The sequence below is a fragment of the Acidimicrobiales bacterium genome, from assembly GCA_016716005.1.
Classification (GTDB): domain Bacteria; phylum Actinomycetota; class Acidimicrobiia; order Acidimicrobiales; family JADJXE01; genus JADJXE01.
The window spans coordinates 552,212-564,007 of record JADJXE010000001.1 but is presented as its reverse complement, the minus strand read 5'-3'; the positions used below and the strand labels follow the sequence as shown (position 1 = coordinate 564,007).

The following is an 11,796-nucleotide window of genomic DNA, read 5'->3' as shown; positions in this document are numbered from 1 at the left end:
CCCATCCTCGTCGCGTTCGACCGCCGGTGGGGGGGTTGGCATCAGGGTTTGACACTAGTAACTTGCAAGTCACTAGACGCAAGTGGAAGGACGGTGCACGACCATGACAGAGCAGACGGCAGGACGCCAGGACGCCGAGGTGGTGGCCGCCCTGGAGCGGGTGCTGGCCAGCGTGGCCGCGTCGGTGGGACCGGCGGTGGTGGGGATCGGACGGGGCGGTGGCCGGGGTTCGGGCGTCGTGATCGCGGACGGGCGGGTGCTGACCAACGCCCACAACCTCCGGGGCCGCCAGGTCACCGTGCAGCTCGCCGGCGGGCGGAGCGCCGTGGGCACTGTGGCCGGGGCGGACCTCGACGGCGACCTGGCCGTGATCGAGGTCGACACGGCCGGCTCGCCCGCCGTCGAGTGGAGCACGCGCCCGATCGCCACCGGCGGGGCGGTCGTGGCCCTCGCCAACCCGAGCGGGGGAGCCCTGCGCGCCACCCTCGGGTTCGTGTCGGCGATCGATCGGCCCTTCCGGGGCCCCCGTGGCCGCCGGATCACGGGCAGCCTGGAGCACACCGCGCCGCTGGCACCCGGCTCCTCCGGAGGCCCGGTCGTCGACCTGACAGGTGCTCTGGTGGGCCTCAACACCCATCGCCTGGGCGACGGGTTCTACCTGGCCCTGCCGGCCGACGCGGAGCTGCGGGCCCGGGTGGACGCGCTGCTGCGCGGTGAGGTCCCGGCCCGCCGTGGGCTGGGCGTGGGCGTGGCGCCGGCGGAGGTCGCCCGGCAGCTGCGGCGCTCGGTGGGCCTGCCCGAGCGGGACGGCCTGCTCGTGCGCACCGTCGACGAGCGGGGTCCCGCGGCCCGCGCCGGGGTGCGGGTGGGCGACCTGCTGGTCGCGGCCGGTGGCCAGAGCCTCGCGTCGGTCGACGACCTGCTGGAGGTGCTCGAGGGCGTCGGGGACGGCGCCCTCGTCCTGCGGGTCGTGCGCGGCGCCGACGAGCTCGACGTGGCCGTGACGTTCGGGGAGGGAGAGGCGCCGCGCGACGAGGGTTCGGCATGAGCCCGGCACGGGCCGCCACCTGGCGCGGCGCCGGTGACGAGCGCGAGGCCGAGGCCCTCGACGCGTACTCCCGGACCGTCGTGGCCGTGGCCGAGCGCGTCCTGCGCTCGGTCGCGAGCGTGGAGGTCACGCGTCGGCGGGGCCGTGGCGGCAACCGCCCGGCGGGCAGCGGATCGGCGGTGGTGCTCTCGGCCGACGGGCTGCTGGTGACCTCGGCCCACGTCGTGGGCGACGCCGCCGGTGGCACGGCCGAGCTCGCGGACGGGCGTCGGGCCGAGATCACGGTCATCGGGGCCGACCGGCTGTCGGACCTGGCGGTCCTCCGGGTGGCGGCCGACGGGCTGGTGCCCGCCGAGCTGGGCGACGCCGACCGGCTCCGCGTGGGACAGCTGGTCGTGGCGGTCGGGAGCCCGCTGGGGTTCGCGGGGTCGGTCAGCGCCGGGGTGGTGAGCGCCCTCGGACGCTCGCTGCTGGGGCGCACGGCGCGCACGGCCCGCCTGGTCGAGGACGTGATCCAGACCGACGCCGCCCTGCACCCCGGCAGCTCCGGCGGGGCCCTCGCCGACAGCGCGGGCCGCGTCGTCGGCATCAACACGGCGGTCGTCGGCCCGTTCATCGGGCAGGGTCTCGGGCTCGCCGTCCCGGTGAACGCCGCGACCCGGGCGGTCGTGGCGACGCTCGTGCGCGACGGCCGGGTGCGCCGGGCCTACCTCGGCGTGGCCGGCGGGGCGCGGCGGCTCACCCCCGCCGAGGCCGCAGCCACGGGCCGGGCAACCGGTGCCGAGGCTGTCGAGATCACGTCGGTGGTGGCGGGCGGTCCGGCGGCTGCCGGCGGGGTGCAGCCCGGCGACGTGGTGGTGGCGGTGGGGCGGGAGCCGGTCGACCGGGTCGGCGACCTCCAGCGGCTGATGGTCGGGGAGCGGATCGGCCGGCGGAGCGCGGTGGTGGTGCTCCGGGACGGTCGCCCGCTCGACCTGACGGTGGTGCCGAGCGAGCTCGAGGAGTAGCGCCGCCGAGTCCGGTGGGCGGGGATCAGCCGAGGATGAGCTCGGCGTAGGCGGGGACCGTCGAGTTCCCGAGTGAGGTGATGCCTGGGGATCAGCCCAGGATGAGCTCGGCGTAGGCGGGGACCGTCGAGTTCCCGAGTGAGGTGATGCCTGGGGATCAGCCCAGGATGAGCTCGGCGTAGGCGGGGAGGACCGCGGCCGGACCCGACACCAGCATGGTGGTGAGGCAGGTCTCCTTCCAACGGGCCAGCTCGTCGCGGATCTTGTCCATGGGCCCGACGAGGGCGATGTCCTCCACCATCCGCAGCGGGATCGACGCGGCCGCCTCGGCCTTCCTGCCCTCGAGGTAGAGATCCTGGATGTGCAGGGCCTCGGCCTCGTAGCCCATGCGGGCGAAGACCTCGAAGTGGAAGTTGGCCCCCCGGGCGCCCATGCCCCCGGCGTACAGCGCGATGAACGGCCGCACCGCGTCGGCGCAGCGCTCGGGGTCGTCGCCCGGCACCACGATCACCGTGGCGGCCACGTCGAAGGCGTCGGGGTTGCCCCGCGCGCCGGGCCGGGCGAAGCCCTCGGCCAGGCAGCCCCGGTAGAAGGCGTCGTCGCTCGGGGAGAAGAACAGGGGGAGCCAGCCGTCGCAGATCTCCGCGGCCAGGGCGACGTTCTTCGGGCCCTCGGCCGCCAGGTAGACGGGGATGTCGGTCCGCAGGGGATGGATCGTCGACTTGAGGGGCTTGCCCAGGCCCGCGCCGCCCGGGAAGGGCAGCTGGTAGTGCTCGCCGTCGAAGGCGACCGGCTCCTCGCGGGCCACGATGCGCCGGATGATCTCGACGTACTCCCTCGTCCGGGCCAGCGGCTTCGGGTAGGGCTGGCCGTACCACCCCTCCACCACCTGGGGGCCCGAGGCGCCGATCCCCAGGACGACGCGCCCGCCCGAGAGGTGGTCGAGGGTCATGGCCGCCATCGCGGTGGCGGCCGGCGTGCGGGCGGACAGCTGCATGATGGCCGTCCCCAGCTTCACGCGGGTCGTCTGCGATCCCCACCAGGCGAGCGGGGTGAGGGCGTCGGAGCCGTAGGCCTCGGCCGTCCAGATGGAGTCGAAGCCCAGCCGCTCGGCCTCGGCGATCGCCTCGGTCACGCCCGCGGGCGGACCCGCGCCCCAGTACCCGGTGTTCAGCCCGATCTTCATGGCGCCCGTTCTACCGGAGCCCGCCCGCCGGTGCACCGGGAGGGCGGCACGGGCCGGGTTCACACAGCCGTAGCACGACGTGGCTTGTCGGCGCGTCGTGGTGCTGCGATGCTCTCGACCGGTGCGGATCGGAACCGGGGGATGGTGAGCGGGGCCGACGTCGTGTTCCTGGGGGGAACCGTCGTCACGGCCGACCCGGCTCGTCCGGTCGCCTCCGCCCTGGCGGTCGCGGCGGGGGAGATCGTGGCCCTCGACGACGCCGCCGCGGCCCTGGCCGGGGGAGCTGCCGAGGTGGTCGAGCTGGCCGGGCGTTGCGCGCTGCCGGGCTTCCGCGACGGCCACATCCACCCGCTCTGGGGAGGGGTGGAGCTGACCCAGGTGCCCCTCGTGGGCGCCACCTCGCTCGACGAGCTCCTGGCGCGCGTGAAGGCCTACGCCGAGGCGAACCCGGAGCTGGCCTGGATCGTGGGGGGCGGGTACCCGGCCTCGGCGCTGCCCGGCGGCGTCGGCCTCGCCGAGTGGCTGGACTCGGTGGTTCCCGACCGACCGGTCGCGCTGGAGGCCAACGACCACCACACCATGTGGGTGAGCTCGCGGGCCCTCGAGGCCGCGGGCATCACGGCCGGGACGCCCGATCCGCCGCTCGGTCGCATCCTGCGTCACCCCGACGGCCGGCCGGTCGGCACGCTCGTCGAGTGGGGCGCCCTCGACCTGGTGCACGCGGTGCTGCCGCCGGTCGGCGCCGCCGAGCGCCTCCGTGGCCTCCAGCTGGCCATGGCCGAGCTGGCGCAGAGCGGGATCACCTGGGTGCAGGAGGCTGCGGCCACCCCCGGCGACGTGGCCGTGTATGCCGAGCTGGCCCGCCGGGGCGGCCTCACCTCGGGCGTGAACGCCGCCTTCCGCATGGCGCCGGGCCGCTGGCGGGGCGACCTGGATGCCTTCGTGGCCTGCCGCCGCGACCTGGAGGCCGACCCGGCCGTGCGCGACGTGCTCGGCGCCCGGACGGTCAAGTTCTTCGTCGACGGGGTGATCGAGATGGGCACCGGCGCCTTGCTCGAGCCCTACGACGACGAGCCGCACGGCTGCGGCCTGCCGAACTGGGCGCCGGAGGAGCTGGCCGAGGCCGCCCGGGCGGCCGATGCCGCCGGCTTCCAGGTGCACCTGCACGCCATCGGCGACGGCGGGGTGCGGATGGCGCTCGACGCCGTCGAGCACACGGCCCGCGAGAACGGCCCGCGGGATCGCCGCCCGGTGATCGCCCACACCCAGGTTGTGGATCCGGCCGACCGCCCGCGGTTCGCGGCGCTGGGCGCGATCGCCAACTTCGAGCCCCTGTGGGCCTGCCTCGACGACACCATGGTCGACCTGACCATGCCGAGGCTGGGGCCGAGGCGCTCCGCCCTCCAGTACCCGATCGGCTCGCTGCTGCGGGCTGGCGCCCGGGTGAGCTTCGGCAGCGACTGGCCGGTCACGTCGATGCGCCCGGTCGAGGCCCTGGCCGTCGCGGTCACGCGCCAGACCCCCGCGGGGGAGCCTGCCGGGGGGTGGTTGCCCGAGGAGCGGGTGCCGATCCACCAGGCGATCGCGGCGTACACGGCCGGAACGGCGTACCAGGGCTACGACGACGACGCCGGCCGCCTCGCCGTCGGGTGCCGAGCCGACGTGTGCGTCCTCGGCGCCGACATCACGACCATGACCGGACAGGACGTGGCCGACGTGGCCGTCGATGGCGTCTGGGTCTCCGGCCGCGAGGTCCACCGCCGTGCGTGAGCAGGGGGCCGTCCGGCCGGGGTCGGTCGACATCGTGGGCGTCACCAAGCGCTTCGTCGGCGTGACCGCCGTCGACGACCTCACCCTGCACATCCAGCCCGGGGAGTTCATCTCGTTGCTCGGCCCGTCGGGGTGCGGCAAGACCACGACCCTGCGCATGCTGGCCGGGTTCGAGGATCCCGACGAGGGGCACATCACCATCTCGGGCCGGCGGGTCGACGGCGTGCCGCCCCACCGCCGCGACGTCAACACCGTGTTCCAGAGCTACGCCCTGTTCCCCCACATGACCGTCGCCGAGAACGTGGCGTACGGTCCGCGCCAGAAGGGCGTGCCCCGCGACGAGGTGCGCCGCCGGGTGGGCGAGGCCCTGGAGCAGGTCCGCATGACCGCCCTCGCCCGTCGCAAGCCCCGCCAGCTCTCGGGTGGCCAGCAGCAGCGGGTGGCGCTGGCCCGGGCCCTCGTGAACCGCCCCAGCGTGCTCCTGCTCGACGAGCCGCTCGGGGCCCTCGACCGCAAGCTCCGCCAGGAGATGCAGATCGAGCTGAAGCTGCTGAAGGCCCAGCTCGGGACCACGTTCGTGTTCGTCACGCACGACCAGGAGGAGGCCCTGTCGATGTCGGACCGGATCGCGGTGATGCTCGACGGGAGGGTCGAGCAGCTCGCCGATCCCGACGCGGTTTACGACCGGCCGGCGTCAGCGTTCGTGGCCGGGTTCATCGGCCAGCAGAACTTCCTGCAGGGCACGGTCGTCGGCGACGGGCACGAGCTCAGCGGCGACGGCTTCACCGTGCTGGCCGGGCGCACGGCCGACGACGTCGTGGTGGGGGCCGAGGGCCTTGCCACCGTGCGGCCGGAGGCGGTCACCCTGCGCGGCGACGACCCGGGTGCCGGCCCGAACGTGGTGCCCGGCACCCTCGCCGGCGTCAGCCACCTGGGCGACGTGATCCAGTACGTGGTGCTGAGCGGCGAGCTGGAGATCCTCTGCCGCCAGCCCCGCCACGGTGTCGCCCGCTTCCAGCCGGGCGATCGGGTCTGGTGCACGTGGGGCGTCGAGCAGGCCCAGCTGTTCGGTGGCGAGCAGGTCGACCTGGTCCTGGCCGAGCCCGACGCCGACCCCGACGCGCCGACCGACGACGAGTGACGACGACCGACGACGACCGAACGAGGAGGACGACACTCATGGCGAACGACGACCGCAACCTGCGGGTGCTCCTGCCGAGGGCGACGGCCCAGCGGTTCACGCGTCGGCGGTTCCTGGGGCTGAGCGCGGCCGGCGCCGTCGCCGGCGGCCTGTGGATCGCCGGCTGCGGCGGCGACGACGACGACGGTGCGTCGGGCGGGGGCGGCTCGGGTGGCACCGGGGGCTCGGGCGGCTCCGGCGGGGGGCTCGGGGGCCAGCTGTTCATCTACACCTGGGCGGAGTACACCGCCCCGGAGGTGATCGAGCAGTTCACCGACGAGCTCGGGCCCAGCGTCACCCTCGACGTGTACTCCTCGAACGAGGAGGCCATCGCCAAGCTGGAGGCGGCCGGCGGCACCTCCGGCTACGACGTGCTCGTCCCCACCGGTGCCTACATCCCCCAGCTCGTGGCCAAGGGCCTCATCGACCCCCTCGACAAGGACCTGCTCCCCAACCTGGCGAACGTCGATCCGCTCTACCTCGACCAGCCCTGGGACCCGGGCAACGAGTACTCGGTGCCCAAGGACTGGGGCTCCACGGGGTGGATCTACGACAACACGGTGATCACCGAGACCATCGAGACCTGGCAGGACTTCATCGACGCCGCCGCCTCCGACGGCGTGAGCGGGCAGGTGTCGGTGCTCGACGTGCCCCCCGACCTGGCCGGGATCTACTTCTGGGCCAACGGCATCCCCTGGACCACCGAGGACCCCGCCGACCTCGACGCCTACGAGGCCTGGGTGCTCGACTGGATCGGCAACGTGAAGGCCTTCGACTCCTTCCCGGGCATCAACCTGACCAGCGGCAACTACGTGATGTCGCAGGTCTTCAACGGCGATGCCCGCCAGGGCCTCCTCAGCGTCGACGACCCCGACAAGTTCACCTGGGGCCTCGGCGCGCCGGCCAGCGAGATCTGGATGGACAACTGGGTGATCGTGACGGGCGCCAACAACCCCGCCGCGGCCCACGCCTGGATCAACTTCATGCTCGACCCGGCCGTGTCGTTCCAGGACCTGCAGTTCCACGGCTACCACACCGGCATCAAGGGGATCGAGGCCCAGGGCGCCGACCTGCCCTTCGCCGACCTGATCTTCTTCACCCCCGAGCAGGTCGCCACCCTCGAGCCCGGCGAGGTCAACGAGGCCCAGGACCGGCTGGTCGAGATCTACAACGCGGCCAAGGCACAGGCCGGGGCCTGAGCGCGACCGTGACCGCCGCCACCACGACGGTCGGGGCCCGGCGCCGGAGGCGCGCCCCGCGCTTCGCCCTGGCCCTGCCGTCGTGGATCTGGTATTCGGGCTTCTTCCTGGTCCCGGCGGCGGTCATCTTCTGGTACAGCCTGGGCTACAAGCCGCCGGTGGTCTCCGGGCAGGGGCCGATCGGCCTCGACCGGCTCACGTTCGACAACTACTCCGAGGCGCTCACCGGCACGTTCTTCTCCACCTTCCGCAACACCCTGCAGGTGGCCCTGATCGGCACGCTGGCATGCCTGGTGATCGGCTTCCCGGTCGCCTACTGGATCGCGGTCAAGGTGTCGCCCCGCTGGCGCGGGCTGCTGCTCGGGCTGATCATCGTGCCGTTCTGGACCAGCTTCCTGGTGCGGACGCTGGCGTGGCGCATCATCCTGGCCAACCAGGGGCCCGTGTCGAACGTGCTGATCGATGTCGGCCTGCGCGACGGCGGGTTCCAGGTCCTCGACACCCGGGCCGCCGTGCAGCTGGGGGTCGTCTACAACTACCTGCCGCTCATGATCTTCCCGCTCTTCGTGGCCCTCGACCGCCTCGACCCCGCCCTGCGGGAGGCGAGCAAGGATCTCGGTGCCGGTCGCTGGAAGACGTTCGCCCAGGTCACGCTGCCCATCGCGTCGCCGGGCGTGGTCGCCGGCCTGCTGCTGGTGTTCATCCCGCTGTCGGGTGACTACATCACCGCTGCGCTCCTGGGCGGCGCCAAGGGCAACATGGCGGGGGCCATGGTCGCCTCGCAGTTCCTGGCCGCCCAGAACTGGGCCCTGGGCTCGGCCATGGCGATCGTGCTCATCGCCATGATCCTGGCCACCATCGCGGTGGTCGCGGCGGTGGCGCTGGTCGTGCGGACCGTGGTGCGGCGTCGACGCCACGTCGAGGTGGGCCAACCGGCACCGGCGCCGGTGCCCCTGCCGGTGGTCGCAGCGGCCGAGGGGGCACCGGCGTGACGGCCCCCGCGACGCCAGACGATCGGCCCCGCCGCCGGCGCGACTGGTCACGACCGGCCCTCACGGCCTGGGCGGTCCTCGTCTACGCCTTCCTGTTCCTGCCCATCGCCTTCATCGTCGTCTACTCGTTCAACAACGGGCGGGCCCTGCTGGTCTGGAGCGGCTTCGGGGGCGACGCGTACCGCAACATGCTCGAGAACGAGCCCCTCAAGCAGGCGGTGCGCAACTCGCTCGAGATCGCGGTCGGCAGCGCGCTGATCGCGACGATCCTCGGGTCGCTGGCCGGGATCGCCCTGGCTCGGCGGCCCGGGCGCTGGACCGTGGCCTTCGTGGCCGTGGTGTTCCTGATCCTGGTCACCCCCGAGATCGTGGACGCCATCGCCTACCTCATCTGGTTCGTGCGCGTGGGCGGGCCCTTCGAGTCGGGCTTCGGGCCCTTCGGCCCCGGCGACCTGCGGCTGTGGGTCTCGCACTCGATCTTCAGCTCTGCGGTCGTGACGCTCATCGTCCGCGCGCGCCTGGCCGGCCTCGAGGAGTCGCTCGAGGAGGCCGCCGCCGACCTCGGGGCGACGCCGACGCGGGCGTTCCGCCAGATCACCCTGCCCCTGATGATGCCGGCGGTGCTGGCCGGCGCCCTGCTGGCCTTCACGTTCAGCCTCGACAACACCATCGTGTCGACGTTCGTCTCGACGGCGGGGTCGTCGACGCTCCCCGTCTACATCTTCAGCGCCGTCCGCAGCGTCATCCGCCCCGACGTGGCCGCCATCTCGACCGTGATGCTGTTGCTCACCCTGGTGGCCCTGGCGGTCGTGGCCCTGGTGCTCCGGCGCTCCGGCGAGTCGGCCGAGGACATCGCAGCCACGATCACCGGCGCCTGACGCGTCGGGGCCGCTCAGCGGGCGAGGGCCACCGCGGGCTCCACGTTGGGCCGGCCGAGGGCCTCGGCCACGGCCGGGTTGGTCACTGCGCCGTCCGCGGTGTTCACGCCCCAGGCCAGGGCCGCGTCGCGCGCCGCCGCCTTGGCGGCGCCGTGCACGGCCAGCTCCAGCACGTAGGGGAGCGTGGCGTTGGTGAGCGCGTACGTCGACGTGTACGGGACGGCGCCGGGGATGTTGCCGACGGCGTAGTGGATCACGCCGTGGCGCTCGAACACGGGCTCGGCGTGGGTGGTCTCGTGCATGGTCTCCACGCACCCGCCCTGGTCGATCGCGACGTCGACGATGACGGCGCCGTCCTTCATGCCCCGCACCATCTCCTCGGAGACCACGAGCGGGGCACGCCCGCCGGGCACCAGCACGGCCCCGATCACCAGGTCGGCCTCGGCCACGGCCCGCTCGACGGCCCCCCGGTTCGAGGCCAGGGTGACGACGCGGCCGCGCTGGATCTGGTCGACGAAGCGGAGCCGGTCGAGGTTCTTGTCGAGCAGGAGCACCTCGGCCTCCATGCCCGCCGCGATCCACGCCGCGTTCCAGCCCACGTTGCCGGCGCCGAGCACCACGACCCGCGCCGGCCGCACGCCCGGGGCCCCGCCCAGCAGGACCCCGCGGCCGCCGTTGTGCCGCTCGAGGTAGTGGGCGCCCAGCTGCGGGGCCAGCCGGCCGGCCACCTCGCTCATCGGTGCCAGCAGCGGAAGGGCGCCGCCGGGGAGCCGCACCGTCTCGTAGGCGACCCCCGTCGTGCCCGAGGCGAGCAGGGCGTCGGCCACCGCCGGATAGGCGGCCAGGTGGAGGTAGGTGAACAGGGTGAGGTCGGGGCGCAGGTACTCCAGCTCGTCGGCCTGGGGCTCCTTCACCTTCACCACCATCGGTGCGGCCCAGACGTCGGCCGAGGCGGGCACGATGCGGGCGCCGGCCGCGGCGTACTCGGGGTCGGTGATCGCCGAGTCGGCGCCGGCGCCCTTCTCCACCAGCACCTCGACGCCGTGGTTGGTGAGCTCGCGCACCCCGTCGGGGGTGACCGCCACCCGGTGCTCCTCGGTCTTGACCTCGCGGGGCACCCCGACCACTCGGCCGCCGCTCATCGCCCCAGCCGCTCCGAGGCCTCGGTGAGCGCGGTGCGGAGGATGCGCTCGATCTCGTCGAGCTGCTCCGGCGCGGCGACGAGCGGCGGAGCGAGCTGCACCACTGGGTCCCCCCGGTCGTCGGCCCGGCAGATGAGCCCGAGCTCGAACAGCCTCGGGGTCAGGAACCCGCGGAGCAGCGCCTCGCTCTCGGCGTCGTCGAACGACGCCTTGGTGTCCTTGTCGCGCACCAGCTCGACGGCCCAGAAGTACCCGGCTCCGCGCACGTCGCCGACGATGGGCAGGTCGCGGAGGCCTTCGATGCGCTGGCGGAACCCGGGCTCGTTGCGCTGGACGTTCCCGAGGACGTCCTCGCGCTCGAACAGGTCGAGGTTGGCCAGGCCCACGGCGCAGCTCACCGGGTGGCCGGCGAAGGTGATGCCGTGGAGGAAGGCCGCCCGCTCGCCCAGGAACGGCTCCACGAGGAAGTCGCGGCAGATGAGGGCGCCGAGGGGGGAGTAGCCGCTGGTGAGGCCCTTGGCGCTGGTGATCATGTCGGGGTGGTAGCCGTAGCGCTCGGCCCCGAACATGGTGCCGAGGCGGCCGTAGGCGCAGATCACCTCGTCGCTCACGAGCAGCACGCCGTGGCGGTCGCAGATCTCCCGCACCCGCTCGAAGTAGCCCTCGGGCGGTGGGAGGCAGCCGCCGGCGTTCTGCAGGGGCTCCAGGAAGACGGCGGCCACCGTGTCCGGCCCCTCCATCTCGATCGTCTGCTCGATGGCGTCGGCGCAGGCCAGCGAGCAGAGCGGCTGGTCGGCGCAGAACGCGCAGCGGTACCGGTTGGTGTTGGGCACGTGGAACGCGCCCGGCACGAGCGGCTCGAACACGTTGCGGATGGCCGGGATGCCGGTGATGGCCAGCGCCCCCATGGTGGTGCCGTGGTACGCGATGTTGCGGGCGATCACCTTGTAGCGCGAGGGCTGGCCGACGGCCTTGAAGTACTGGCGGGCGAGCTTCCACGCCGACTCGACGGCCTCGGCCCCGCCGGTGGTGAAGAACACCCGGTTGAGGTCGCCGGGGGCCAGCGCGGCCAGGCGGGCCGCCAGGCGGATCGCGGAGGGGTGGGCGTAGCTCCACAGCGGGAAGTACCCGAGGTCGCGGCCCTGCGCGGCGGCGGCGTCGGCCAGCTCCCTGCGACCGTGGCCCACCTGCACGGTGAAGAGCCCGGACAGGCCGTCGAGGTAGCGCCGCCCGTGCTGGTCGAACACGTAGCAGCCCTCGCCCCTCGTGATGATGGGCACCTCGGCGTCGGCGTACGACGCCAGCCGCGTGAAGTGCATCCACAGGTGGCGGCGCGCGAGGGCCTGGAGGTCCTCGGGCTCGGGCTCGGGGTCGTCGGCCATGGGCACGTGCGG

At 73.7% G+C, this 11,796-nt stretch carries 10 protein-coding genes; 7 read left to right on the top strand and 3 right to left on the bottom strand.

The annotated features are described in order from the left end of the window. The first annotated feature begins 103 nt into the window (after positions 1-103). Complete coding sequence (locus tag IPM45_02795; protein MBK9178497.1) at positions 104-1,048, top strand: serine protease; 945 nt, start codon at positions 104-106, stop codon at positions 1,046-1,048. Continuing rightward, a complete protein-coding gene (locus tag IPM45_02790; GenBank protein ID MBK9178496.1) occupies positions 1,045-2,055 on the top strand; it encodes a trypsin-like peptidase domain-containing protein in 1,011 nt (336 codons plus the stop codon). Before IPM45_02795 ends, IPM45_02790 begins: the two co-directional genes overlap by 4 nt. A gap of 157 nt (positions 2,056-2,212) precedes the next feature. On the opposite strand, the gene IPM45_02785 is transcribed toward IPM45_02790, so the two are convergent. Beyond that, positions 2,213-3,241: an LLM class F420-dependent oxidoreductase gene (locus IPM45_02785; protein MBK9178495.1), complete on the bottom strand. Its 1,029-nt coding sequence runs from the start codon at positions 3,239-3,241 to the stop codon at positions 2,213-2,215. A gap of 141 nt (positions 3,242-3,382) precedes the next feature. Here IPM45_02785 and IPM45_02780 point away from each other — a divergent pair, with 141 nt between their 5' ends. Genes IPM45_02780 through IPM45_02760 form a run of 5 tightly spaced genes read left to right on the top strand, consistent with a single transcriptional unit; the run spans position 3,383 to position 9,260 of the window. Beyond that, positions 3,383-5,011 (top strand): amidohydrolase, encoded by a 1,629-nt coding sequence (locus IPM45_02780; GenBank protein MBK9178494.1) that lies wholly within the window; start codon positions 3,383-3,385, stop codon positions 5,009-5,011. Further along, the gene (locus IPM45_02775; GenBank protein ID MBK9178493.1) at positions 4,968-6,152 is read left to right on the top strand and encodes an ABC transporter ATP-binding protein; all 1,185 of its coding nucleotides are present in this window, start codon (positions 4,968-4,970) and stop codon (positions 6,150-6,152) included. Before IPM45_02780 ends, IPM45_02775 begins: the two co-directional genes overlap by 44 nt. A 38-nt stretch (positions 6,153-6,190) precedes the next feature. After that, on the top strand, positions 6,191-7,390 hold the full coding sequence (locus IPM45_02770; GenBank protein MBK9178492.1) for a spermidine/putrescine ABC transporter substrate-binding protein: 1,200 nt from the start codon (positions 6,191-6,193) through the stop codon (positions 7,388-7,390). A gap of 8 nt (positions 7,391-7,398) precedes the next feature. Further along, positions 7,399-8,382 carry an ABC transporter permease gene (locus IPM45_02765; GenBank protein MBK9178491.1) on the top strand — a complete coding sequence of 328 codons (984 nt, stop codon included), beginning with the start codon at positions 7,399-7,401 and terminating at the stop codon, positions 8,380-8,382. Next, the gene (locus IPM45_02760; GenBank protein ID MBK9178490.1) at positions 8,379-9,260 is read left to right on the top strand and encodes an ABC transporter permease; all 882 of its coding nucleotides are present in this window, start codon (positions 8,379-8,381) and stop codon (positions 9,258-9,260) included. The genes IPM45_02765 and IPM45_02760 overlap by 4 nt, the downstream gene beginning before the upstream one ends. A gap of 14 nt (positions 9,261-9,274) precedes the next feature. On the opposite strand, the gene ald is transcribed toward IPM45_02760, so the two are convergent. Further along, positions 9,275-10,402, bottom strand: coding sequence for an alanine dehydrogenase (ald, locus tag IPM45_02755; protein MBK9178489.1), 1,128 nt, complete (start codon positions 10,400-10,402; stop codon positions 9,275-9,277). Next, complete coding sequence (locus IPM45_02750; protein ID MBK9178488.1) at positions 10,399-11,784, bottom strand: aspartate aminotransferase family protein; 1,386 nt, start codon at positions 11,782-11,784, stop codon at positions 10,399-10,401. Before IPM45_02750 ends, ald begins: the two co-directional genes overlap by 4 nt. Positions 11,785-11,796: the final 12 nt, after the last annotated feature.